The 22,327-nt window shown below is 65.6% G+C and carries 25 protein-coding genes; 12 read left to right on the top strand and 13 right to left on the bottom strand.

The window, feature by feature from the left end:
• Entirely contained in the window at positions 1-498 is a 498-nt protein-coding gene (rpsF, locus tag BRAGE_RS0118265) for a 30S ribosomal protein S6 (RefSeq protein ID WP_027557572.1), read from the bottom strand.
• A 347-nt stretch (positions 499-845) separates the two neighbouring features.
• Here rpsF and BRAGE_RS0118260 point away from each other — a divergent pair, with 347 nt between their 5' ends.
• From BRAGE_RS0118260 to gmk, 9 genes are all read left to right on the top strand, one after another.
• Positions 846-1,550 carry a TetR/AcrR family transcriptional regulator C-terminal domain-containing protein gene (locus BRAGE_RS0118260; RefSeq protein WP_027557573.1) on the top strand — a complete coding sequence of 235 codons (705 nt, stop codon included), beginning with the start codon at positions 846-848 and terminating at the stop codon, positions 1,548-1,550.
• 3 nt (positions 1,551-1,553) lie between these two features.
• Positions 1,554-2,579: a fatty acid desaturase family protein gene (locus BRAGE_RS0118255; RefSeq protein WP_027557574.1), complete on the top strand. Its 1,026-nt coding sequence runs from the start codon at positions 1,554-1,556 to the stop codon at positions 2,577-2,579.
• A 172-nt stretch (positions 2,580-2,751) separates the two neighbouring features.
• The gene (fabD, locus tag BRAGE_RS0118250; RefSeq protein WP_027557575.1) at positions 2,752-3,711 is read left to right on the top strand and encodes an ACP S-malonyltransferase; all 960 of its coding nucleotides are present in this window, start codon (positions 2,752-2,754) and stop codon (positions 3,709-3,711) included.
• Between the two features lie 67 nt (positions 3,712-3,778).
• A complete protein-coding gene (fabG, locus tag BRAGE_RS0118245; protein WP_027557576.1) occupies positions 3,779-4,516 on the top strand; it encodes a 3-oxoacyl-[acyl-carrier-protein] reductase in 738 nt (245 codons plus the stop codon).
• Positions 4,517-4,829: 313 nt separating this feature from the next.
• Entirely contained in the window at positions 4,830-5,069 is a 240-nt protein-coding gene (locus BRAGE_RS0118240; RefSeq protein WP_008551805.1) for an acyl carrier protein, read from the top strand.
• 108 nt (positions 5,070-5,177) lie between these two features.
• Positions 5,178-6,443, top strand: a complete 1,266-nt coding sequence (gene fabF / locus BRAGE_RS0118235; protein ID WP_027557577.1) for a beta-ketoacyl-ACP synthase II — start codon at positions 5,178-5,180, stop codon at positions 6,441-6,443.
• A gap of 124 nt (positions 6,444-6,567) precedes the next feature.
• Positions 6,568-7,836, top strand: a complete 1,269-nt coding sequence (mltG, locus tag BRAGE_RS0118230; protein WP_027557578.1) for an endolytic transglycosylase MltG — start codon at positions 6,568-6,570, stop codon at positions 7,834-7,836.
• 114 nt (positions 7,837-7,950) lie between these two features.
• Positions 7,951-8,838 carry a YicC/YloC family endoribonuclease gene (locus BRAGE_RS0118225; protein WP_027557579.1) on the top strand — a complete coding sequence of 296 codons (888 nt, stop codon included), beginning with the start codon at positions 7,951-7,953 and terminating at the stop codon, positions 8,836-8,838.
• 3 nt (positions 8,839-8,841) lie between these two features.
• The gene (gene gmk, locus BRAGE_RS0118220; protein WP_027557580.1) at positions 8,842-9,501 is read left to right on the top strand and encodes a guanylate kinase; all 660 of its coding nucleotides are present in this window, start codon (positions 8,842-8,844) and stop codon (positions 9,499-9,501) included.
• Here the strand turns inward: gmk and BRAGE_RS0118215 are convergent.
• Positions 9,434-10,666, bottom strand: a complete 1,233-nt coding sequence (locus BRAGE_RS0118215; protein ID WP_027557581.1) for a hypothetical protein — start codon at positions 10,664-10,666, stop codon at positions 9,434-9,436. The two genes, gmk and BRAGE_RS0118215, sit on opposite strands and share 68 nt — an antisense overlap.
• Before the next feature lie 449 nt (positions 10,667-11,115).
• Positions 11,116-11,523 (bottom strand): hypothetical protein, encoded by a 408-nt coding sequence (locus tag BRAGE_RS52880; RefSeq protein ID WP_084334123.1) that lies wholly within the window; start codon positions 11,521-11,523, stop codon positions 11,116-11,118.
• 229 nt (positions 11,524-11,752) lie between these two features.
• Between BRAGE_RS52880 and BRAGE_RS54635 the strand changes: the two genes are divergently transcribed.
• Both BRAGE_RS54635 and BRAGE_RS0118200 read left to right on the top strand, forming a co-directional pair.
• Positions 11,753-11,977 carry a hypothetical protein gene (locus BRAGE_RS54635; protein WP_141262992.1) on the top strand — a complete coding sequence of 75 codons (225 nt, stop codon included), beginning with the start codon at positions 11,753-11,755 and terminating at the stop codon, positions 11,975-11,977.
• Positions 11,978-12,049: 72 nt separating this feature from the next.
• On the top strand, positions 12,050-12,370 hold the full coding sequence (locus tag BRAGE_RS0118200; RefSeq protein ID WP_027557584.1) for a low affinity iron permease family protein: 321 nt from the start codon (positions 12,050-12,052) through the stop codon (positions 12,368-12,370).
• 10 nt (positions 12,371-12,380) lie between these two features.
• On the opposite strand, the gene BRAGE_RS0118195 is transcribed toward BRAGE_RS0118200, so the two are convergent.
• Positions 12,381-13,082 carry a Crp/Fnr family transcriptional regulator gene (locus tag BRAGE_RS0118195; RefSeq protein WP_027557585.1) on the bottom strand — a complete coding sequence of 234 codons (702 nt, stop codon included), beginning with the start codon at positions 13,080-13,082 and terminating at the stop codon, positions 12,381-12,383.
• Between the two features lie 15 nt (positions 13,083-13,097).
• Positions 13,098-13,337 carry a hypothetical protein gene (locus tag BRAGE_RS0118190; RefSeq protein ID WP_027557586.1) on the bottom strand — a complete coding sequence of 80 codons (240 nt, stop codon included), beginning with the start codon at positions 13,335-13,337 and terminating at the stop codon, positions 13,098-13,100.
• A gap of 160 nt (positions 13,338-13,497) precedes the next feature.
• Here BRAGE_RS0118190 and BRAGE_RS0118185 point away from each other — a divergent pair, with 160 nt between their 5' ends.
• Positions 13,498-14,229: a Crp/Fnr family transcriptional regulator gene (locus tag BRAGE_RS0118185; protein ID WP_027557587.1), complete on the top strand. Its 732-nt coding sequence runs from the start codon at positions 13,498-13,500 to the stop codon at positions 14,227-14,229.
• 18 nt (positions 14,230-14,247) lie between these two features.
• On the opposite strand, the gene BRAGE_RS0118180 is transcribed toward BRAGE_RS0118185, so the two are convergent.
• The 8 genes from BRAGE_RS0118180 to BRAGE_RS0118145 all read right to left on the bottom strand — a co-directional run bounded on the left by BRAGE_RS0118180 (position 14,248) and on the right by BRAGE_RS0118145 (position 22,313).
• The gene (locus BRAGE_RS0118180) at positions 14,248-14,967 is read right to left on the bottom strand and encodes a Crp/Fnr family transcriptional regulator (RefSeq protein WP_027557588.1); all 720 of its coding nucleotides are present in this window, start codon (positions 14,965-14,967) and stop codon (positions 14,248-14,250) included.
• Positions 14,968-15,282: 315 nt separating this feature from the next.
• Positions 15,283-15,519 carry a hypothetical protein gene (locus BRAGE_RS0118175; protein WP_027557589.1) on the bottom strand — a complete coding sequence of 79 codons (237 nt, stop codon included), beginning with the start codon at positions 15,517-15,519 and terminating at the stop codon, positions 15,283-15,285.
• Positions 15,520-15,586: 67 nt separating this feature from the next.
• Entirely contained in the window at positions 15,587-15,748 is a 162-nt protein-coding gene (locus BRAGE_RS0118170) for a Flp family type IVb pilin (protein WP_027557590.1), read from the bottom strand.
• 151 nt (positions 15,749-15,899) lie between these two features.
• Entirely contained in the window at positions 15,900-16,958 is a 1,059-nt protein-coding gene (locus tag BRAGE_RS0118165; protein ID WP_027557591.1) for an alcohol dehydrogenase, read from the bottom strand.
• Positions 16,959-17,030: 72 nt separating this feature from the next.
• Positions 17,031-17,888 (bottom strand): 16S rRNA (adenine(1518)-N(6)/adenine(1519)-N(6))-dimethyltransferase RsmA, encoded by an 858-nt coding sequence (gene rsmA, locus BRAGE_RS0118160; RefSeq protein ID WP_027557592.1) that lies wholly within the window; start codon positions 17,886-17,888, stop codon positions 17,031-17,033.
• A complete protein-coding gene (gene pdxA, locus BRAGE_RS0118155; protein WP_027557593.1) occupies positions 17,888-18,901 on the bottom strand; it encodes a 4-hydroxythreonine-4-phosphate dehydrogenase PdxA in 1,014 nt (337 codons plus the stop codon). The genes rsmA and pdxA overlap by 1 nt, the downstream gene beginning before the upstream one ends.
• Positions 18,901-19,836: a SurA N-terminal domain-containing protein gene (locus tag BRAGE_RS0118150; protein ID WP_027557594.1), complete on the bottom strand. Its 936-nt coding sequence runs from the start codon at positions 19,834-19,836 to the stop codon at positions 18,901-18,903. Before BRAGE_RS0118150 ends, pdxA begins: the two co-directional genes overlap by 1 nt.
• Before the next feature lie 68 nt (positions 19,837-19,904).
• Positions 19,905-22,313 carry an LPS-assembly protein LptD gene (locus BRAGE_RS0118145; RefSeq protein ID WP_231164347.1) on the bottom strand — a complete coding sequence of 803 codons (2,409 nt, stop codon included), beginning with the start codon at positions 22,311-22,313 and terminating at the stop codon, positions 19,905-19,907.
• Positions 22,314-22,327: the final 14 nt, after the last annotated feature.

Genomic DNA, 22,327 nt, shown 5'->3' with positions numbered 1-22,327 from the left:
TTACTCCCCATCCGTCGTGGTTTCAGCTTCTTCGCGCGGACGGCGCGGGCCGCGATCACCGCGGAAGCCGCCGTCGCGATCGCCGCCACGGAAACCACCCTCGCGGTCGCCACGGAAGCCGCCACCTTCGCGGTCACGGAAGCCGCCGCCACGGTCATCACGCTCGCGATCGCGATCGGCCTTGCGCATCATCGCGGACGGGCCTTCCTCAAGCTCCTCGACGCGAACGCTGAGATAGCGGATCACGTCTTCGCTGATGCGCTCCTGGCGCTCGATCTCGGCGATCGCCGCAGCCGGCGCGTCGATGTTGAGCAGCACGAAGTGCGCCTTGCGGTTCTTGTTCATGCGGTAGGTGAGGGAGCGAACGCCCCAATTCTCGGTCTTGGTGACCTTGCCGCCGAGACCTTCGACGATCCCGGTCATCTGCGCAGTCAGCTCTTCGACCTGCTGCGTGCTCGCGTCCTGACGCGCGAGAAAGACATGCTCATAGAGAGCCATGATGGTCCTTTCCTCGTGTTGGCGCATCGCCCGGCGTCAAGCCCTTAAGAGGCCTTCGGAAAGGACTCTGGGATGAAGCTCAGAAGGCGGAAACACGGGACGACGGGCCGACTGGCCCTGCCACACCAAAATCACGAATGATTTGCTGAGACCGTCCGTTCAGCTCCCGGCCGGGGTCTGCGGATGGCGCGCTTATACGGATTTTGGCCGGCTTTGCAAGGTTGCCGGTCACCTTTTCGGCCCGGATGGTTCCGGTGCGGTTCCGGTCTAACCCACCTCCGCATACCACATTCCGGCTTGAATTACTTGTTTGTATGTCATACAAATAAATCCAGCGAGAGATTTTCATGGCCAAAAAGTCTGTCCCTGAACCGATAGAGGCGGCCGGCGACCCCAAGCACGCGGTGCGCGCGACACGCTCGGCCGGCCGCAAGATGCGGTCGCTCCTCCTGGACGCGGCGAGCCCGCTGTTCCGGGAGCGGGGGCTGTCAGGAGCCTCGATCACCGACATCGCGGCGGCCGCGAACGCGTTCCCGAGCCAGATCACCTATTACTTCCGCACCAAGGAGGCGCTGTTCGTCGAATGCGCCTGCCGCGATCTCCTGTATCTCGCGCGCGCGACCGAGCAGGCTGCTCAGAAGGCCCGCACGCCGGCGGAATACACCTACGCGCTCGCCGAGACCGTGACGGCAAGCGATTCGATCGCCTTCTTCGCCGAAGCCCTGACACTGACGCGGCGGCGCCAGGATCTCGCGCCTTTGGTCGAGCGCACCATCGAGCGCCTGCACAGCGAAGGCACGCGCGCCTATGCGGGCCAGGTTGCCCGCCACGGCTGGCGTTCATTGCGTGCGCCCGACGAAAGCTCGCGGCGGTTCTGGGCCGTCGCCATCGGCGTCATCCTCGAAGGCTACGCGATGGGCCGCTCGCCCGACGCGCTCTGCGCCGAGATGCTGCGCGTGCTCGGCGAGCAGGCAAAATCGACAAACGACACCGCGCGCCTGCGTCTCGTCGACGAGCGCGGTGCATTCGGCAATTCCAACGAAGAGGGCTAGTCCATGACCGCACTTCGCATGCGTGCCCGCGATTTCCTGACCGACGATCAACTTGCCGACGTGCGCCAGCGCGTGACGTGGAAGGGCGTCGCGCTGATCGCGCACGCCTGGGCGCTTATCATCGGTGCGATTGCGCTCGTGGCGTGGTGGCCCAATCCGCTCACTTACATCTTCGCGGTCGCGATTATCGGCTCGCGCCAGCTGGGCCTTGCGATCCTCATGCATGACGGCGCGCATGGCTGCCTGTCTGCCGACGAGAGGACCAATCTGGCGCTGAGCCAGTGGCTCTGCGCCTATCCGCTCTTTGCCGAGACGCGCAGCTATCGGCGCTATCATCTCCAGCACCACGCGCGCACGCAGCAGGAGGACGATCCTGATCTCGTGCTGTCGGCGCCGTTTCCCATCACGAAGCTCAGCTATCGTCGCAAGTTCATTCGCGACATCACCGGGCAGACCGGCTATCAGCAGCGCAAGGCGCAACTCCTCAACGCGCTGGGACCGAAGGATTGGCCGTGGCGTCAGCGCGCCGCGCATTTCTGGGAGAAGCTCGGCCCGCAATGCCTCGTCAACGCCGCGATGTTTGCGGCGTGCGCGACGGCCGGCGTGTGGTGGGCCTATCCGCTGCTATGGCTGGTGCCGCTGCTGACCTGGATGATGGTCATCACCCGCATCCGCAACATCGCCGAGCACGCCGTCGTGCCTGACAGCAGCGATCCCCTGCGCAACACCCGCACCACGCATGCAAACTTCCTCGAGCGCCTGTTCATCGCGCCGTACTACGTCAACTATCACCTCGAGCATCATCTGCTGTTCTACGTGCCCTGCTACAATCTGCCGAAGGTGCATCGCCTGCTGACCGCGAGCCGGCATGCCGGCCGCATGGAGGTGCAGCCCGGCTACGCCGCGGTGCTGCGGCTCGCGACCGCGAAACCCGACCGGGACGACCGTCCGGGACAGCTGGTCAACAGCGCGCGCCGCGCGCAGGCGGGGGCGGCGGTCGATGCCAACCAGACCAATGGTGGATTCTAGGGGCCGCATCCCCAGGTGAATGCCGGCCGAAGTTCCTATCTTGGCTTGACATTCCGGCCCTAGACGGGTCTACGGCCCCCTTTGGAGCGTGATCCGGAACCATGGCCCAAGGCCGCGCGTAATCGGCTGCCGGTTCTCGCAAGTGATCACGCCCGACAAGCAGGGAGCGCCGATGACGGCAGCATTCACATTTCCGGGGCAGGGGTCCCAGGCCGTTGGCATGGGCAAGGCCCTGGCCGATGCGTTTCCGGTGGCGCGCGCCGTGTTCGACGAGGTCGATGCCGCGCTTGGCGAGAAGCTGACGACGACCATCTGGGATGGCCCGGCCGAAACCCTCCAGCTCACCGAGAACGCCCAGCCGGCGCTGATGGCGGTGTCGATCGCCACCCTGCGCGTGCTGGAGGCCGAAGCCGGGTTTTCCGTCGGGCGGGATGCGGCCTTCGTCGCCGGCCACTCGCTCGGTGAATATTCGGCGCTGGCCGCGGCTGGCAGCCTGACGGTCCCCGACACCGCGCGGCTGCTTCGCACCCGCGGTCTCGCAATGCAAAAAGCCGTTCCTGTCGGCGTTGGCGCGATGGCCGCGCTGCTTGGCCTCGACTATGAGGCGGCCATTGAGGTCGCGGGCGAGGCTGCGCAGGGGCAGGTCTGCCAGGCGGCCAACGACAATGGCGGCGGCCAGGTGGTGGTCTCCGGCGACAAGGCTGCGGTCGACCGGGCCGTCGAGATCGCCAAGACCAAGGGCGCCAAGCGCGCCATGTTGCTGCCGGTGTCCGCGCCGTTCCACTGCAAGCTGATGCAGCCTGCCGCCGACGCCATGGCCGAGGCGCTGGCCAAGGTCACGATCACGGCGCCGGCTGCGCCCCTGGTGTCGAACGTGCTGGCGAGCGCCATCACCGATCCCGACGAGATCCGTCGCCGCCTGATCGAGCAGGTCACCGGCACGGTGCGCTGGCGCGAGTCGGTTGCCTATATGGCAGGGCAGGGCGTCACGCGCTTCTTCGAGATCGGCGCGGGCAAGGTTCTGACCGGACTCGTCAAGCGCATTGCCGACGGTGCCGTTGGCGTTGCGGTCGGCGGTCCCAACGACATTGCCGCCGCCAAGGATGCATTGGCCGCTGCGAAGCAGGCTTAAGGTTGCGCACGATCTTGCCGGAAAACCGCTACGCACTTTTCCGGATCGTGCTTTGGAGGAGTTTTCGATGTTCGATCTGACTGGCAAGAAGGCGCTCGTCACCGGCGCGACCGGCGGCATCGGCGGCGCGATCGCGCAGGCGCTGCATGCGCAGGGCGCCACCGTTGCGATTTCGGGGACGCGGAAGGAAGTGCTGGATGAGCTTGCCGGCAAGCTCGGCGAGCGCACCCATGTATTGCCTTGCAACCTCTCCAAGGCCGACGAGGTCGAGGCGCTGGTGCCTGCCGCCGAAGCTGCGATGGGGCAGGTCGACATCCTGATCGCCAATGCCGGCATCACCCGCGACAATCTCTTCGTCCAGCTCCGCGATGAGGACTGGGAGGAGGTCATCAACGTCAATCTGACCGCGACCTTCCGCCTGGCGCGCGCCGCGACCAAATTGATGATGCGTAAGCGCTTCGGCCGCATCATCGCCATCACCTCGGTGGTCGGCGTCACCGGCAATCCCGGACAGGGCAACTACACCGCGTCCAAGGCTGGCCTGATCGGCATGATCAAGACGCTGGGCGCCGAATACGCCAAGCGCGGCGTGACCGCGAACTGCATCGCGCCCGGCTTCATCAAGACGCCGATGACCGACGCGCTCAACGACAAGCAGCGAGAGACGATTCTGACCAAGGTTCCGGCCGCTCGCCTCGGGACGCCCGAGGACATTGCGGCCGCCGCCGTTTACCTGAGTTCGAACGAAGCAGCCTACGTCACCGGCCAGACCATCCACGTCAATGGCGGCATGGCCATGATCTGAAACCCTCGTCCCGCACTGCCCACGCGGGCGGTGCGGGATGCGGCAAACGGCCGTTTCCGGAGCGAAATGAGGCTTGTAGTCAAGGCAGTTGAAGTATGATAACCGGACCTTCAACGGATGGGCAAAGAACGCCATTGCAGGTTTTTGAAACCCTGTATATTGGCGATGCGGTGCCTTGGCCGTCGTTCGCCGGGCCCAGCATCGGTTTGGATGGGGCCAAATCAAAGTTCGTAAGCGAAGGCAGTAACACGACCACGACGGCTCGTATCGTCCCGGGGGGTCGGGTCTACAGGGAACAACACGAGGTTAAGCAATGAGTGACATTGGCGAGCGGGTTAAGAAGATCGTGGTCGAACACCTTGGTGTTGAGCCCGAGAAGGTTGTCGACAACGCGAGCTTCATCGACGACCTCGGCGCCGACAGTCTGGACACCGTCGAGCTGGTGATGGCGTTCGAAGAAGAATTTGGTTGCGAGATTCCGGACGACGCCGCGGAGACGATTCTGACCGTCGGCGACGCCACGAAGTTTCTCGAGAAGAACGCGAAGAGCTAAGGCTCTTCATTTTCGCGGGGACAACATTGAAACCGGACGGGCCGCTTGCCAGCGGTCAGCCGGTTTCTTGTTATTGGCCGTGAATCTTTCGATGCGGAGTTTTCGGATATGAGGCGGGTTGTCGTCACGGGTCTCGGCATGGTCTCGCCACTCGGTTGCGGCGTCGAGCCGACCTGGAAACGCATCCTCAACGGTGAGAGCGGTGCGCGGCCGATCGAGAGCTTCGATGTCTCCGATCTGCAGACCAAATACGCTTGCACCGTCGTGCGCGGCGACGGCAGCAACGACACCTTCAATCCCGACAAATGGATGGAGCCGAAGGACCAGCGCAAGGTCGACGACTTCATCATCTTCGGCATGGCCGCGGCCGGCCAGGCGCTCGACGATGCCAACTGGCATCCCGAGACCGAAGAGGACAAGTGCGCGACCGGCACCATGATCGGGTCCGGCATCGGTGGCCTCAACGGCATCGCCGACACCGCGATCCTCTTGAAGGAGCGCGGACCGCGCCGGGTGTCGCCGTTCTTCATTCCGGGCCGCCTGATCAATCTCGCCTCCGGCTACGTCTCGATCGCCCACGGGCTGAAGGGACCGAACCATTCCGTGGTCACGGCCTGCTCGACCGGCGCGCATGCGGTCGGCGATGCCGCCCGCCTGATCGCGCTGGGCGATGCCGACGTGATGGTCGCGGGCGGCGCCGAATCGCCGATCAGCCGCATCGGCATTGCCGGCTTCAATGCCGCGCGTGCGCTGTCGACCGGCTTCAACGACACGCCCGAGAAGGCCTCGCGTCCCTACGACAAGGACCGCGATGGCTTCGTGATGGGCGAGGGTGCCGGCGTCCTCGTGCTCGAGGAGCTCGAGCACGCCCAGCGCCGCGGCGCCAGGATCTACGCCGAGGTGATCGGCTACGGCCTTTCGGGTGACGCCTATCACATTACGTCGCCGTCGCCCGATGGCGATGGCGGCTTCCGCAGCATGTCGGCGGCGCTCAAGCGTGCCGGCCTGTCGCCGTCGGATCTCGACTACATCAACGCGCATGGCACCTCGACACCGCTCGGCGACGAGATCGAGCTCGGTGCGGTCGAGCGCCTGCTCGGCAACGCCGCCTCCAAGGTCGCGATGTCCTCGACCAAATCGTCGACCGGCCATCTCCTCGGTGCGGCCGGCGCGATCGAAGCGATCTTCGCCATTCTCGCGATTCGCGATAATGTCGTGCCGCCGACGATCAACCTCGACAATCCGTCGGTCGAGACCGCGATCGACCTCGTGCCGCACAAGGCGAAGAAGCGTGAGATCAACGTCGCGTTGTCGAATTCTTTCGGTTTTGGCGGTACCAACGCGTCGGTGATCGTCCGGCGCCTGGTCCATTAGTTTGTGGTTGCGACGAATCCACCGTTTTGCCGTATTCGGCGATAGTCATGGAAGCGGGCGCGTGCATTGGCAGGGCAAGCGATTGCCAGGCTGCGATTGAACCGGCAGGATTCAGGTTGCTTCGATGAGTGAAAGGCCGCCCATTTCGCCCCGGAGCCCGCGGGCTGCGCTCGAGCCCGAGCAGGTCCCGCCGCCGCCGAAGCGATCGGACCGCGCGCGCAATCCCTTCGTGGTCGTCGGCAATGCCATCATCACCCTGCTGCTGATCGCCATGCTCGGCGCCGGCGGCGTCTATTATTACGGCCGGCAGGTGCTCGAGGCGGCGGGGCCGCTGAAGGAAGACAAGATCGTCAACATCCCGCAGCGCGCGGGCAAACGCGACATCGCCGAGACGCTGAACCGGGAAGGCGTGACCGACGTCAACCCATGGGTGTTCATTGCGAGCGTTGCCGCGCTGAAGGCGAGCTCTGACCTCAAGCCGGGTGAGTATTCGTTCCAGAAGAATGCGTCCTTGCGTGACGTCATCGCCACCATCGTCGAGGGCAAGGTGGTGCAGCACGCCGTGACGATACCGGAGGGCCTGACCTCCGAGCAGATCGTGGCGCGGCTGTCCGACAACGACATTTTCACGGGCAGCGTGCGCGAGCTGCCGCGCGAGGGCACGCTTCTACCGGAGACCTACAAGTTCCCGCGCGGCACCACGCGCGAGCAGGTGATCCAGCGCATGCAGCAGGCGCACAAGCGCGTGCTGGCCGAGATCTGGGAGCGCCGCAGCCAGGACATTCCGGTCAAGTCGCCGGAGCAGCTGGTGACGCTGGCCTCGATCGTGGAGAAGGAGACCGGCAAGCCGGACGAGCGCAGCCGTGTTGCTGCCGTGTTCGTCAATCGGCTGAAGCAGCGGATCAAGCTGCAGTCCGATCCGACCATCATCTACGGTCTCGTCGGCGGCAAAGGCACGCTCGGCCGTCCGATCAAGCGCAGCGAGATCACGCAGCCTTCGCCCTACAACACCTATGTGATCGAGGGCCTGCCGCCGGGCCCGATCTCCAACCCCGGCCGCGCCTCGCTGGAAGCCGCTGCCAACCCGGCCCGCACCCGCGACCTCTATTTCGTCGCCGACGGCACCGGCGGGCATGCCTTCACCGAGACCTACGACGCGCACCAGAAGAACGTCGCCAAGCTGCGCGCGATGGAGAAGCAGATCCAGAACGACACGGTCGAGCCGGCTGAGGATGCGCCGCCGGCGGCCGCCGCGCCCGCCGCGGCCGATGCGCCCACCGCGACCACGCCGGCGCGGCCCAACCAGCAGAAGAAGCCGCCGGCCCGCCCGGCGAATCCCGCTCCGGCCCGGCAGGGCGCGGTGCAGCCCTCGCCGCCGGTGGTCCAGCGCTAAGCTGGCTGCAGGTCTGCTACGGGACTTTGCGGATTCCACTTTCCTGCAAAATAGTCTTAAGATTCGCGTGGCTTGATGCCTTGCGAATCCTGCGTTTCCGGAGAAATTGACCTGATGGCGCTGTCGTCCATGACCGGCTTTGCCCGAAGCCACGGCGCAAGCGGGCCGTATACGTTCGAATGGGAATTGAAGTCGGTCAACGCCAAGGGCTTTGACTTGCGGGTGCGGCTGCCGCAGGGGTTCGACGAGCTCGAGGCCCATGCCAAGAAACGCGCCGGCGAGCTGCTCTCGCGCGGCACCGTCTACGCCAATCTCAACGTCAAGCGCGCCAACGCTGCGGCCTCCGTCCGCGTCAACGAGGACGTGCTCAATGCCGTGCTCAAGGCCGCCGCGCTGATCTCCGGCAAGGTTGACGCCGTGGCGCCAAGCATCGACGGCCTGCTCGCCATCAAGGGCGTCGTCGAGGTCGCCGAGCCCGAGGGCGACGAGGAGGAGGACAAGGCCGCGCGTGCTGCCGCGGCCGAGGCCTTCGACAAGGCGCTCTCCGAGCTCGTTGCGATGCGCAAGCGAGAGGGCACCTCGCTCGGGCAGATCCTGACCCAGCGCGTCGACGAGATCGAGCAGCTGTCGAAGCAGGCCGAGGCCGCGCCGGGCCGCAAGCCCGAGGCGATCAAGGCGAGGCTCGCCGAGCAGATCGCGACGCTGCTCGACACCTCCGACCGTTTCGATTCCGACCGCCTGATGCAGGAGGCGATCCTGATCGCCACCAAGGCCGATATCCGCGAGGAGCTCGACCGCATCGCCTCGCACATCGCGCAGGCGCGCGAGCTGATCGGCAAGGGCGGCCCGATCGGCCGCAAGCTCGACTTCCTGGCGCAGGAGTTTCACCGCGAGGTCAACACCTGCTGCTCGAAGTCGAACGACATCGAGCTGACCAATACGGGGCTCGCCATGAAGAACGTGGTCGAGCAGTTCCGCGAACAGGTCCAGAATCTGGAGTGATCGATGACAGCAGGCGGTCACGGAACTGACGGGGTCGAACGGCGCGGATTGATGTTCGTGCTGTCCTCACCATCGGGCGCGGGCAAGACGACGCTGTCGCGTCTGTTGATCGACCGGATGCCGGGCCTGCGCATGTCGGTCTCGGCGACGACGCGGTCGAAGCGGCCCGGCGAGGTCGACGGGCGCGACTATCTGTTCGTCGACAAGCCCAGGTTCGAGGCGATGGTGAAGGGCAACGAGCTGCTGGAATGGGCGACCGTGTTCGACAACAGCTATGGCACGCCGCGCGCACCAGTCGAAGCCGCGCTGTCATCGGGACAGGACGTGCTGTTCGACATCGACTGGCAGGGCACGCAGCAGCTGCGCGAGAAGGCGCGGGCGGATGTCGTCAGCGTCTTCATCCTGCCGCCGTCGGCGGCAGATCTCGAGAAGCGCCTGCACTCGCGCGCGCAGGATTCCGACGAGGTGATCCGCAAGCGCATGAGCCGCGCCAGCCACGAGATGAGCCACTGGGCCGAGTACGACTACATCGTCATCAACCACGATGTCGATGAGGCCTTCGCCGAGGTGCAGTCGATCCTGAAGGCCGAGCGCCTCAAGCGCGAGCGGCGGATTGGCCTCGTGGGATTTGTGCGAAGTCTGCAAGGTCAGCTTCAAGGCTAGGCTGCCTCAGCCGCGGTCCTTCCTGCGCCAGCCGTTCCAGCATCGCCGTGATCACGTCGATGTCGACCGCATCCTCTTTGTGCGCATCCTCTTTGCCTTCATCCGAGTCGCGATCGGCCGGAGCTTCTTCGGAAGCCTCGTTGGCCGCGAACTGCGGCGCTGACGTCTCGATCTTGAATTCGCCGTTGAATATGTCGGCCTCGTCGAGATCTGCGATCACTTTGCGAGCGGGAGCGGAGTGCGCTGCGATCCTGCCGATCGCACTGCTGAATTCGACGAGCTGCGCGGCTTTTGGTGGCGCAGCTTTCAGCTGCGCGGCTTGGGGCTGTATGATCTGGGGACGCACGGCATCGAAATCCACCGGGCCGGCCTTCTGCGCGCGCGAGGCGTCATCGAGCCAGGGGGCGCGGCCCGGATTTTCGTCCTGCGGCTCCCAATCGTCCCAATGCGCGCGGCGGTCGGCCTGGCGGGTGCGCCTGCCAGCGACGCGGTAGATGATGCTGGCGAGGACGCCGGCCAACGCCAGCGCGCCGCCGATCACGAGCAGCACCATCTGGAGCGAGCCGGCCGGATTGTAGGTGCTACTGTCTGCGGCCGCGAGCGCCGGGGATTTTGAAGCCTTTGTGCCCGGCGTTGCGACAGGCGCGGGCGCCGGCTCCGGCGCGGGTGATGTGGCCGCGGAGGCATCGGGCCAGGGCGAGGCGACGGCGGGCTGCTGCGCGCTGCTGTCAGCGGAGGGGTTCGCAGCCTGTTGCGTCGGCGCCGGCGTCGTCGGGACGGCCTGTGCGGGCGCAGCCGGTGCGGCGGCGGTCTGCTGCGGCTTCACATATTCGGCGCGTGCGTCCTGCACCGCGCGCTGGGGCGGCGCGGCTGCATCCGCCGCGGGTGTGTCGGCCGCAGTCTGCACCGGCTTTGCGCTGTCCTTTGCATTGTCCTTGCCGCCTTCGGCACGGAGATACCAGCATTGCCGCTTGGTCGAGCGCTCGACGCGGTAGTACCAGTGCTGGCCCTGCGGCGCGATGCCCTTCGGCGAGGCGAGACAGTCGGCGGCGGCGTTGGCCGCGCTCGATGCAGCCGGCGCGTTCTGCGAGACGGCAGCTATGGGCGCGCCGGCAACGATGCTGCCGATCAGCGCGGAAATGAACTTTGCGGTGCGGTTGCCCATCCTGGTCTCCCGTTTACGCATGACGCAACTCTCAACTGCCGCTTTGTCATCAAAGACTTGGGTGGCAATGAGCCGCAAATCCGGAGAGGATGTGGCTTGAATCGGGCCCGCGCGGTGGTCGTTCCACCGCGAATTAAGGCATCTTCCTTAACGTTATTGCTTCGTCGAACGCCAGGTTCCACCGCAGCCGTCGGAACAGCGCCAGGTGCCGGAACCGCTTCGTCCCGCGAGGCGGCCGGCGCCGGTAAAGGTCACGCCGTTGCCCGTGCAGGAGGTCCGCCACGTGCCGCAATGCGACGCGTGGGGAGCCTTGAAGCATGAACGGCCGAGCGCCTAGCCGGGCCGTCGCCCTTCGAGGCCTCCACTACCCTCCGGCACCTCAGGGTGACCGCGAGATAGAGCGGCGATCAATCCAGATTGCGAACGCGCCTTCTCCTTCCCGCGGCAGGTCAGTAGCGATAGCCGTACTGACCCGGGCAAACCCAATTGCCGTAGGTATCGTAGGTGCAGCCGCTATTGTTGTTGTAGTAGCCGTAAGCTCCTGCCGCGGCGGCTCCTACCGCAGCCGCTCCCAGACCATAGGCTGCGCCTCTGTAGGCGCCGCGATAGGCGGCATTGCGGTAGACACCCCTGGCGACCGGCCGTCCAGGTATCGGGCGGTATCCATAGCCGCGACCCGCCACGCGATATCCGCCGACACGTCCGGCATGAACAGCACCGCCCCGGACGTGGGCGCCGCGCATGCCTCCGCCTCCATGATACCCCCCGCCGCCACGGCGGGCATACGCCTCATCTGGAATCAGGCTCGCGGTGATCAGGACGAGAGCTGCCAGCGCAGCGAGAATGTATCGAAGCATGGCGTTCCTCCGTGAGTTGGGGTGCCGTGCAACATCGACGCGATACTGCGCCGTGAGGATCGGCGCCCTCCGAGAACCTCAGCTTCGCACCGGTGTCTGATTTGACTTAAATCAAGCATCCTCGCGGTGTGGGCCGCGCACGCATTGCTTTGGCAGCTCGCGCGCGACAGACGAATACTGGGAACAACTCCCACGCGGCCACGTCATCCATGAGACGAGGGAGATGCCCATGAAAACGCTCGTTGCGGCGATCGTATTTGCAGCCATGTCCGGGCCAGTCATCGCCCAGAACACGGGGCCGGCCCCGCAAACCGGCATGGACAGGCCGGAAAATACGAACGGTGCCACTGAGAGAGGGGCGATGGACACCACAGGCATGAACACCAATCGGGTCAACCCACCCGAGACGAAAGATGCGTCCAGAGAACGCAGGACGGGCGACAAGAAGAAGTAGGCGTTCGCAACGGCTCTCCCCATCCTGCGGTTTCCCCGTTGGAACGCCGGTCCGCCGCGCGCGTTGCCGCGCATGTCATCTGCCGACCCAAAAGGCTGGCTCACCGAGATCGGCGTCGCGACGTCGCGGCCAGCGGCGTTCATCGTCTTCGTGGTCTATGGCGTTGCCTGGATCACGCTGGGTAACGGGCTCGAATGGCACTCCTTCGCGACGCTGGCGACCTGGGGCATGACGCTGGTGATCCAGCGCGCCGAGCACCGCGACACCCAGGCGATCCACGCCAAGCTCGACGAGCTGCTCAAGGCCGGCGGGCGCGCCGATGCGATGACGGTCGATGACGAGGACGCGGAGGACGTCGAAAAGCAGCGCAAGGAGATTCGACGAAGCGGGTAGGGCGGCGCGGTCAGGTCAGATAGTCCGGCCTGAAATCGGCGAGCGCTTGCAGCTCGTCGCGCTGGAGCAGCTCGATCTCGCTGCCCTCCCACGCGATCAGGCCGCGATGCCGCAGCTCCTGGATGGTGCGGTTGACGTGGACGATCGACAGTCCGCAGGCATCGGCAACGTGCCGCTGCGTCATCGGCATCTGGAAGCAGCCGTCGGTGACGAGGCCGACGATATCGAGCCTTGCGGCGAGCTCGCAAATGAGATGCGCAACCTTGGGGAGGGCCGCCTGGGCGCCGAGGCGCGCGATCCATTGCCGCGAGATTGCCGCATCGATCAGCGTCTCGCGCCAGAAGGCGCGGGTCAGATGCAGCGAGCCGTCGAGCAGCTGCTTGAGGTGGGCGTGCGCGACATAGCCGACGACCGACGGTCCGAGGCCGACGAGGTCGGCGTCCATGGGCGAGACCAGCAGCGTGTGCAGGCACGGCATGTCGCCGGGAGCGTGGAACGCCAGGATCTGGCTGCGATCGCCGACGATGCGGGCCTGGTAGAGGAAGCCGCTGACGACGAAGACACAGCGCGAGGCGGCCTCGCCCTGGCGCAGAACGATCTCGCCATCCGCGACCTGGCGCAGCGTCGACGGCAGGCCGGCGATCTGCCGCCGTTCGTTTTCGGAGAGACCTTCGATCGCCTGGAGACGCGCGATGAACTTCGGATGCGGCATGAGTGGAGACGCGCCTCAGCCGTCCCGCGGCATGGGAGCTTCGCGCAAGCGCTGCGACAGCTTTGCGATGGTCCAGTCGGAGACGGGCAGGCTGCGGAACTCGCGGATGGCGCGAGCCAACTCCTGATCCGACATCGGCCGGACCGGCTCTGCCAGCGTGCCGTCTGCGAAGGCGTGGCTGATGCTGGCGAGGTGCGCGCTCGGACCCGCAGCGAACAGAGAGCGGATGCGCTCAATGATGGTCGTTGGGATCATGAGAAGGCCGGTTCGGTCCGCAATCGGGGTGACGGGGTGGTGCGATCCGGTGCCGTCCGCGACTCCGTTAGCAACCTGTGCTTCCGCTTCGCGTTCTAGTCCGCTGAACGCAGGCCAGAGGTATCATTTGATAGAGCTGGCGTGATTTTTGGCGGCCGCTATGGAAAAAACCCACGACGTGCTGATCCGGAACCTCGGCGAGCACACCAAGCTCGCCGCGGAGGATGTCGCCGAAATCCGCGCGCTCACCTTCACCCAGCGCGATTTCGCGCCAAACGAGGATTTCATCCGGCAGGGCGACGAGCCCGAGCATTCGGCGCTGGTCGTCTCCGGCATGGTGGCGCGCTACCATCTGCTCGGCAGCGGGCGACGCCAATATCTCGCGTTCCATCTTTCCGGCGACCTGCCTGACTCCCAGGGCCTGTTCATCGACCAAATGGACCATGCGCTCTGCGCGCTCGGGCCCGCCACGGTCGCCTTCATCCCGCATCGCGAATTGTTCATCGCTTTCCGGCGGCGGCCGACGTTCGGACAGGCGGTCTGGCGCGAGACGTTGCGCGATGCCGCGATCTTCCGCGAGGCCATCACCAACAACAGCGCCCGGCCGATGCAGGCGCGCATGGCGCATCTGTGCTGCGAGCTGTTCTACCGCGCCCGCGTCGCGCAGCTCGTCCGCGGCAATCGCTGCCGCGTGCCGATCAGCCTCACCCAGCTCGGCGAGACGCTGGGCATGGCGATCGCAACAGTGAACCGGACGCTCGCCGAGCTCAGGCGGACGGGAACGATGGATCTGCGCGAGGGCGAGCTGATCGTGCTGAAATGGCGCGAATTGCAGCGGCTCGGGGATTTCAATCCGGCCTATCTGCATCTCAAGCCGCAGTTGGTGCGGTGAACGCGTAGCGCCAGATGGCTAGCCTTCGGCCGCGGCCACGCCACCCAGCACTTCGTCGAAATGCTTCTTCACCCAGTCGTTGCAGGAGCAGGCCCGGGCTTCGAGCGCCAGGGCATCGAGGATCAGGATGGCGCCGCGGCGGGTCGCGAGGATGCGCCTCGCCTTGAACATCTGGATCACGCGGCTGGCATAGCTGCGGGATACGCCGAGCATGCCGGCGAGCTGCTCGTGGGTGAGGGGGATCTCGGGGCCGCCGATATGCTCCTGCGCGGAGAGGATCCATTTGGCGGCGCGCTGCTCGATCGAATGCGCGGCGTTGCAAGCCGCGGTCTGGAGCAGCTGCGCGAACTGACAGTCCGCATGGCGCGAGAATAGCTCCTGGAGCGTCACTGACCTCTGCTGCGCCTGCTCGAGCGCACGCAGCGGCAGCCGCACCAAGCTGCCGGCGAGCTTCACGACGATGCGTGAATAGGCCAGCGAAGGGTTGCGGCCGGCAGGGATGCCGATCACGCTCCCGCGGCCGACCAGCAGGCTCTCGACCTCGCGGTCGTCCTCGACCGGCACCGCGAACGACACCAGCGTCGGGCCGCAGGGGAAATGAACCACCGCGACGTCGTCGCCGGCGTGATGCAGGATGTGGCCGGCCTCGAGTTCGACCGGTTGGAGGTGAGGCGCGAGCAGTTCGAAATCCTGAGGGCTGAGCTGCTGGAGAAGATCGTTCGGGGGCCGACCGGTCACATGTGTTTCTCTGGCCGGGAATCGGCACCGGTCAGAACCCTACGTTTCATCGGCGGAACCGACGGTTCCAAAGTGCACACAAGGGCTTCGCGAACGTTGAAAAGTCGGCGGCGCAGGCTTGCGGAAATTCGTAAGCCGCCGGCCGCATGGCGGCACTCATGCGGTCGTCTTCGCGCGGTCTGTGCAGGAGTGAACATTGTGGCTTTGCGGATCGGCGTAATGTCGGCAGCCGCCGGGCGTCGGACCGCGTGCGCTCTGCCCGACGGACCGCCGGTCCATACGCCGCCGGGCCGGCGGGCCTGAGGACGATGATCGTCAGCCGAAGCGCGCTTCGCAGTCGTGAAGGAAGCGGCTGTGCGCTACATGCGCGCGGTAGGCGTCGATCGCCCTGTTGGCGAGCATCAGCTGCCGGCGTTCGCCTAGCCTGAGCTGCGCTTCGATCGCGTCGAGAATGACGTTAGCGGACTCGTCGGGAGCACCGAGCTCGCCGCTCTTCTCGAGGGCGCTCCAGGCGATGAAGAATGCGCTTTCGACGGTGCAGCGAATGGTCATGCGCTGCCAACGCGGAGCAGCCCGAGCCGTTCCGCGCGGTGTCGTGCCCTTGAGCAAAAGTCGTGCGTTACTTCAGCGAGCTGCTGATCGAGCCGAACTTCGTCTTCAGCGATGTGCCGAGATTGTTGATGACCGCGATGATCGCCAGCGCGATGCCGGCGGCGATCAGGCCGTACTCGATCGCGGTGGCGCCGGACTCGTCGGCCAGAAAGCGTCGGATGGTCTGCATGGTCTCACCAGAATTCCAGAAGCAAGCTGGCGAAGACGATAATCCGCACGCGCGAGGTTCCCCAATCCGGAACCCCGCCTTGCGTCAATTCCGAGTTAATTGCGCAAGAGAAAGGGGCGGCGAGACCTGCGCCTCGCCGCGAATTGCGCCGTCAGTTCTTCAGCACGATGCGGCCGACGACCTTGCCGGCGCGCAATTCGTCGATCCATTTCTGCACGTCGCCCATCGGCTCCTCGCGCATCGGCGTCGGCTTGATCTTGCCGGCGCGGGCGAGCGCCATCAGCTCGTGGGCCTCGGCAAGCGTGCCCACCATGAAACCTTCGACTGTGAGGCGCTTGTAGACCCATTGCACCATCGGCAGCGTGAACTGGCCGCCCATCAGTCCGGAGACAACGACCTTGCCGCCGCGCGCGGCGACGGCCACGGCGAACGCCATCGACTTCTCGTTGCCGGCGAAGTCGACGACCTCGTCGAAACCGCCTTCGGTCTCTTTCAGGATGCGCTTGATCACGTCGGCCTCGGACGGATCGTATGCGATCGCTGCGCCGTTCTTCAGCGCGGTCTCGCGCGCGGCGGGGGAGAGATCGGCGACCGTGATCGGTTGCTTGAACATGGCCTGCGCGAACGACAGGCCCATCATGCCGACGCCACCAAGACCGATCAGCAACAGGTTGCGCTGGCGCGGACGGTCGACCAGGCGCTTGAGTGCGCCATAGGCGGTGACGCCGGAGCACATCAATGTCGCGGCCTGGTTGACGGGCAGGGGATCGTAGTCGAGCAGATATTTCGCGTCGGGCACCAGCACGTGGGTGGCGAAGCCGCCGTCGATGGAAACGCCGAGGAAGCGCTGCTTCACGCACAGATTCTCGTCGCCATTCTTGCAGTCGCGGCATTGGCCGCAGCCGATCCAGGGGAAGACCGCCTTCTTGGCACCGACGAGCCCGGCCGGAACGTCCGGGCCGACTTCGTCGACGATTCCCGCGATCTCGTGGCCAAGCGTGAAGGGTAGCGTCATGCCGCGGGTGGTGTCGAGCTTCTTGCCGCCACCGAGATCGGCATAGCCGTCCTGGATGTGCAGGTCGGAATGGCAGAGGCCGCAGCGCTCGATGCGCACCAGCACCTCGCGTCCTTGCGGCTTGGGCGTGTCGACGATGGTCTCGCACAGCGGCGCATCGAATTTGACCAGGGACTGCCGACGCATCAACGCCATATTCCTTCCTCCGAAATTAGCTCATTGTTTGAGCATGATCGCTTTCGGAAAACCGCTTCACACTTTTCCGGATCATGCTTCTTCGCTGCGTATATCGGCCAATTCACGTGCCATGGCAACAAAGCCGGAGATGGGAATGGTCTCGGCGCGGCGCGTCGCATCGACGCCGGCGGCTTGCGCAAGCCGCGCGGGATCGACGCCGAGCGATTTCAGGCTCTGGCGCAGCATCTTGCGACGCTGGCCGAAGGCGGCGGCTGCGACCTGCTCGAGCAGCCTGCGATCGCACGGCTGCGGTTCTGGACGCGGGACGAGGCGCACGACGGACGAGGTGACCTTCGGCGGCGGTACGAATGCGGACGGCGAAATGTCGAACAGGATCTTGGTTTCGCAGCGCCAGTTGGCGAGCACACCGAGCCGGCCATAGGCCTCCTCGTCCTCGCGCGCGACGATGCGCTCGCCGACCTCGCGCTGGAACATCAGCACCATCATGTCGTACCAGGGCGGCCAGGGCTCGATGGTGAGCCAGTTGATCAAGAGCTGGGTCGCGATGTTGTAGGGCAAATTGGCGACGATTTTCGCGCGTTCACCTGCGAGCAGCGGTCGCGGGTCGAAGGTCATGGCATCGCCGTGCACGATCTCGAGCCTATCAGGGTAGCGCGCGGAAATATCCTGAAGCGCCGGGATCGCGCGCTCGTCATGCTCGATCGCGATGACACGCTTTGCGCCGAGCGCGAGCAGCGCGCGCGTCAGCCCGCCGGGGCCGGGGCCGATCTCGACGATGGTGGAATCTTCGAGCGGCGCGGCCGCACGCGCGATGCGTGCGGTGAGATTGAGGTCGAGCAGGAAATTCTGCCCAAGCGATTTGCGGGCCGACAGCGCGTGCTGGCGAATGACCTCGCGCAGCGGCGGGAGGTCGTCGATCGCGCTCATCAGGGTTTGGCAGCCGCCATGCGGCCTGCGAGCTGAAGCGCCGCGATCAGGCTGGCCGGATTGGCCTTGCCGGTGCCGGCGATGTCGAAGGCGGTGCCGTGATCGGGCGAGGTGCGGATGAAGGGCAGGCCGAGCGTGACGTTGACGGCATCGTCGAACGCGACCGTCTTGATCGGGATCAGCGCCTGGTCGTGATACATGCAGACCGCGCAGTCATAGGTGTTGCGCGCGGCGTCGTGGAACATGGTATCGGCGGGCAGCGGACCCCTTGCCTCGATGCCGTCGTTGCGCAGAACTTTCAGTGCCGGCGCGATCACCGTCTGCTCCTCGTGGCCGAGCGAGCCGTCCTCGCCGGCGTGCGGATTGAGGCCGGAGATCGCGATCCGCGGCCGTTCGATGCCGAAGCGGGATTTCAGCTCGCTCGCGACGATGCGAACGGTCGAGACGATCAATTCGCTGGTGAGCTCGGTCAGCGCATCGCGCAGGGCGACGTGGATGGTCACGGGCACGACGGCGAGCCGCGGCGACCACAGCATCATCACCGGCTGCGGCACGCGGCCGTTCTCCGCGGCAAGCTCGGCGAGGAATTCGGTGTGGCCGGGATGGCGGAAGCCGGCGCGGTAGAGCACGCTCTTGGCGATCGGGTTGGTGACGACGGCGCCGGCGCGGCCCGCGCGGACGTCCGCGACCGCCTGGCGGATCGAGGCGAGCGCGGCCGGCGCGCTCGATGCGTCGGGCGTGCCGGGCTCGGCGCTCGCGCGCTCGCCGGTCGCGACCACGGGCAAGGCCTCAGTGAAGGCGGCGGCGGCCTCGGCGGGGCTCACCGCGGCGATCCTGACATCGGCGCCGAGCGCTTTGGCACGGCGGGCGAGGCTGGCCTCGTCGCCGAGCAGGTAGAAGGCAGGCAGCTTCAGCTCGCGGCGACGGAGCCAGGCGGCGATGGTGATGTCGGGGCCGATGCCGGCGGGCTCTCCCAGGGTCAGGGCGAGGGGCTTTGTCGGAGCGCTGGCCATCAGCGGTTGCGATATTCGATCATCGCGGCCTTGCGGAGCTCGTCGAGATAGGCCTTCTGGGTCTTCTCGTACTTCTCCTGATACATCTTCTCGCGGATCTCGCGCTTCTTCGGCGTGTCGATCGTGGTCGGCTTGCGCGAGCACAGCACCACCATCTCGATGCCGGCTCTGGTCACTTCGGGCGGGGTCAGATGGCCGACCGGCGTGTCGTCGAGCACCTTGCGCAGCGCCTCGGGCAGGTCCGCGGTGGTCTTGGTGACGCTCTCGCGGATGGTGGCGTTCGGCGTCGAGCGGAACAGCGAATTGGCTTCCTCGCAGCTTCCGACGCGGGCGCGATAGCCCTCGGCCTCCTTGTGCCGGGTCTCGATGAACGCCTGGGACGAGCCGCGCGGCACGATCAGCACGATCGGCTGCATCTTGTATTCGGTGCCCTCGATCTGGAGCTTCTCGTTGCCGCCTTCGCGCACCTTGTCGGCAACGTCCTTCTCGCCGACCATCAGCTTCTCCTTGAAGCGGCCGCGCACGAGGCTGGTCCAGACCATCTCGGACTTCATGCGGCCCTTCAGCGTCTCGGGGCGTACGCCCTTGGTCTCGAGCGACTTGGTGAGCTGCTCCGACGAGATGCGCATGCGCTGCGCCATGCCCTCGTAGGACTGGTTGATGTCGGAGACACCGGGGTCGACGCCGTACTTCTTGCCTTCCTTGATCTTCACCTTGTCGTCGATCAGCTCGTTGATGACCTCCTGCCGGCTCGGGGTCTTCTGCGTCGTCAGCTGGTCGAGCTTGGAGCGCTGCTCGATGTCGAAATCGGTGATCGGATCGCCGTTGACCATGACGACGATGTTCTGCGCCCGCGAGGGCGAGGGCAGGCCGGTCAGGACCAGCCCGGCACTGATGGCGAGGAGGAAGCGGAAGACTGGCAATGGGGTCGTCATGAGTGTCGCTCGCATGCCCGCCGTCGCAAGCCCGGGAAGAGGCAAACGCGGCCGGGACTTCAAACCGTTCACTGGAGGCCGGCGGAACTGCTGCTGCCTGTCGACGTCGCCAGCGTGCGCAGGCCGATCTGGAACATGAACGCGTGGCTCAGCGTAGGCGGCGTGGTGCCCGCCGAATAGCTATACGAAGTTACATAGTTGGCCGCCAGCACGAAGCAATCGTCGACATAGCCGGCGCCGAGCACATACTGGTTGATCTTGTTGGCCTCGAGGTCCCAGCGCGCCGAGCCTGTCACCACCCAGTTGGCCGCGACCTTGATCGAGCCCGAGGTCAGGATGCCCTCGCGGCGGGTGAGATAGCCGAGTTCTGGCTGGGCCGCGTAATTGCCGTACATCACGCTCATCGACCAGCGATTGAAGTTGGCGCGGCCTTCGGCCTCGAAGCGCTGCACGTTCCAGGTCTGCTCGTCCATGCGGGAGCGGACGCTGAACGTATAGGTGCTGTTGGGCGAGTAGGCGGCGCTCGCCACATAGTCGGACCGCGGCTTGTCGAGGCCGGAATCAAGACCGGTATTGATGGAGTCCTGGACCGCGAAGGAGTTCAGGCCGAACAGCTGGTAGGACTGCCCGAACAGCACCTTGACCGCGCCGCCCCGGTCGAACTGGGTGGTCGCCTGCACGCCGACATTGGCGCGGCCGCCGCCCTCGACGCGGTCGTAGCCTGAGAACTTGTCGACGGCGAACAGGTTCGAGGCGTCGAACACCATGCTCTGGGCGTCCTCGTTGGGGAGCTTGCCGGCATAGGTCTCGTTCGGCCGGATGATGATCTGCGCGATCGGCTCGACGGTGGTCGAGCCCCAGGGCTGAACGTTGATGAAGGGGTAGCGGTATTCGAGACCGACCGTCGGCATCAGGCGGAACGCCTGGGTGTCTCCGGTGGGCAGGTAGTTCGCCACGCCCGGCTGGTTGGAGACGTCGGAATTGATCGCGTCGGCGCGGAGGCTGGCGAACGGCGTCCAGATCTGGCCGAGCGGGTCGGTAAAGGACTTGCGCCACTGCGCTTCGGCGGTCAGTCGGGTGTAGGTGCCCGGGAAGCCACGCAACAGGCACTGCGACGGCGTGCGCGCGAGCGGATCGGCCGACGCGGTCGTGCACAGGCTGTTGGTGTTGGCGATCGTCGTGATCGGATCGAACACCGCGCTGTCACGCGACAGGTTCACGAAATTGGTCTTGTAGCTGAACTCGCCGCCGAACACCGGATAGTTCAGCACGTTCGAATAGTCGATCACGGGGTAGACGACCGGCACCTGGCTCTGGTTGCCCGAGTAGCTCAGCCAGTACATCGTGCGCGCGTCGAAGAAGCTGCGATTGCCGACGCCGGTCAGATAGAGCTGCGACAGCGCGTCGGTCGGCAGGTACAGGAACGAGCCCAGCGGATCGCGGTACTGCGACAACCGGTAGTCCGAGAAGAAATAGTAGTCGGACATCAGGACGCCGTCCCAACCCCAGACCCACTTGTCGTTCAGCGCGAACTGGCCCTTGGTGTCGACGGCGCCGCGGAACTGACGGTCGCCGGGCAGACCGGCGAACGCGCTTGGTTCGAGCTGGTCGATGCCGTAGACGCGGATCTGATAGGCGCCGTCCATCAGGCGCTGACGGTATTCGGCCTGGAACAGCACGCCCTGCCTGGTCGTGATGCGCGGGTTGAAGGTCATGTCCATGTCGGGCGCGATCGCCCAGTAGAACGGGACTTCGACGCCGTAGCCAAACGGCGTGTTCGACGTGAAGCCCGGCATCAGGAAGCCGGTCTTGCGCTTCACGGTCGGGTCGGGCGTCGAGAAATAGGGCATGTAGGCGAGCGGCACGCCGAAGAATTCGAGCTGCGCCGTCTCGAAATACAGCATCTTCTCCTGCTGGTCGTGGATGATGCGGGCACCCTTGACCTGCCAGAGCGGCGGCTTCTTCGGATCGTCCTTACACGGCGCGCAGGCCGTATAGACGCCGTTCTCGAACACCGTGTAATTGCCGCTGGAACGGTCGGCGCGGCTTGCCGCCATGCGGGTCTGATCGGCGGTATCCACGCGCAGCGAATCGACGAAACCATCGCGGTAGTCGTCGGAGAGATCCATGATCTCGGCATAGGTGATCTTGCCGTCGGCATCCGTCATGCGGATGTTGCCTTCGGCATGCAGTCGCTTGGTCTTCTGGTCGTAGATGACCCTGTCGGCCTCGACGCTGGTGCCGTTGTAGAACAGCTGGACGTTGCCGACCGCGGAGACGCGCGAATTGTTGTAGTCGTAATCGACCTCGGTCGCCTGAACCAGCATCTGGTTGTCGTTGGCGACCTTCGGCGGCTTCGGACGCGGCGGCAGCGGATTGTAGGTGAAGCCCTGGGCCGCAGCCGGCGCCACCGCGGCGACGTCGATCAGGCCGCCGAGCGAGGCAGCCGTGACGATGGCGAACAGGAGCCTGCGCATGGACAAGCCGCATC

The organism is Bradyrhizobium genosp. SA-4 str. CB756 (genome assembly GCF_000473125.1).
Classification (GTDB): Bacteria; Pseudomonadota; Alphaproteobacteria; order Rhizobiales; family Xanthobacteraceae; genus Bradyrhizobium; species Bradyrhizobium arachidis.
This window is presented reverse-complemented; position numbering and strand designations above follow the sequence as displayed.

Coding starts and splice junctions, on each gene's coding strand:
- BRAGE_RS52880 (WP_084334123.1), bottom strand. CDS start 11,523: ATGCTTCGATACATTCTCGCTGCGCTGGCAGCTCTCGTCCTGATCACC.
- BRAGE_RS0118165 (WP_027557591.1), bottom strand. CDS start 16,958: ATGGCGTTGATGCGTCGGCAGTCCCTGGTCAAATTCGATGCGCCGCTG.
- BRAGE_RS0118260 (WP_027557573.1), top strand. CDS start 846: ATGGCCAAAAAGTCTGTCCCTGAACCGATAGAGGCGGCCGGCGACCCC.
- rsmA (WP_027557592.1), bottom strand. CDS start 17,888: ATGAGCGCGATCGACGACCTCCCGCCGCTGCGCGAGGTCATTCGCCAG.
- fabG (WP_027557576.1), top strand. CDS start 3,779: ATGTTCGATCTGACTGGCAAGAAGGCGCTCGTCACCGGCGCGACCGGC.
- BRAGE_RS0118255 (WP_027557574.1), top strand. CDS start 1,554: ATGACCGCACTTCGCATGCGTGCCCGCGATTTCCTGACCGACGATCAA.
- BRAGE_RS0118185 (WP_027557587.1), top strand. CDS start 13,498: ATGGAAAAAACCCACGACGTGCTGATCCGGAACCTCGGCGAGCACACC.
- pdxA (WP_027557593.1), bottom strand. CDS start 18,901: ATGGCCAGCGCTCCGACAAAGCCCCTCGCCCTGACCCTGGGAGAGCCC.
- BRAGE_RS0118200 (WP_027557584.1), top strand. CDS start 12,050: ATGTCATCTGCCGACCCAAAAGGCTGGCTCACCGAGATCGGCGTCGCG.
- gmk (WP_027557580.1), top strand. CDS start 8,842: ATGACAGCAGGCGGTCACGGAACTGACGGGGTCGAACGGCGCGGATTG.
- fabD (WP_027557575.1), top strand. CDS start 2,752: ATGACGGCAGCATTCACATTTCCGGGGCAGGGGTCCCAGGCCGTTGGC.
- mltG (WP_027557578.1), top strand. CDS start 6,568: ATGAGTGAAAGGCCGCCCATTTCGCCCCGGAGCCCGCGGGCTGCGCTC.
- fabF (WP_027557577.1), top strand. CDS start 5,178: ATGAGGCGGGTTGTCGTCACGGGTCTCGGCATGGTCTCGCCACTCGGT.
- BRAGE_RS0118145 (WP_231164347.1), bottom strand. CDS start 22,313: ATGCGCAGGCTCCTGTTCGCCATCGTCACGGCTGCCTCGCTCGGCGGC.
- BRAGE_RS0118150 (WP_027557594.1), bottom strand. CDS start 19,836: ATGACGACCCCATTGCCAGTCTTCCGCTTCCTCCTCGCCATCAGTGCC.
- BRAGE_RS0118240 (WP_008551805.1), top strand. CDS start 4,830: ATGAGTGACATTGGCGAGCGGGTTAAGAAGATCGTGGTCGAACACCTT.
- BRAGE_RS0118215 (WP_027557581.1), bottom strand. CDS start 10,666: ATGGGCAACCGCACCGCAAAGTTCATTTCCGCGCTGATCGGCAGCATC.
- BRAGE_RS0118190 (WP_027557586.1), bottom strand. CDS start 13,337: ATGATCCCAACGACCATCATTGAGCGCATCCGCTCTCTGTTCGCTGCG.
- BRAGE_RS54635 (WP_141262992.1), top strand. CDS start 11,753: ATGAAAACGCTCGTTGCGGCGATCGTATTTGCAGCCATGTCCGGGCCA.
- BRAGE_RS0118225 (WP_027557579.1), top strand. CDS start 7,951: ATGGCGCTGTCGTCCATGACCGGCTTTGCCCGAAGCCACGGCGCAAGC.
- BRAGE_RS0118170 (WP_027557590.1), bottom strand. CDS start 15,748: ATGCAGACCATCCGACGCTTTCTGGCCGACGAGTCCGGCGCCACCGCG.
- rpsF (WP_027557572.1), bottom strand. CDS start 498: ATGGCTCTCTATGAGCATGTCTTTCTCGCGCGTCAGGACGCGAGCACG.
- BRAGE_RS0118195 (WP_027557585.1), bottom strand. CDS start 13,082: ATGCCGCATCCGAAGTTCATCGCGCGTCTCCAGGCGATCGAAGGTCTC.
- BRAGE_RS0118175 (WP_027557589.1), bottom strand. CDS start 15,519: ATGACCATTCGCTGCACCGTCGAAAGCGCATTCTTCATCGCCTGGAGC.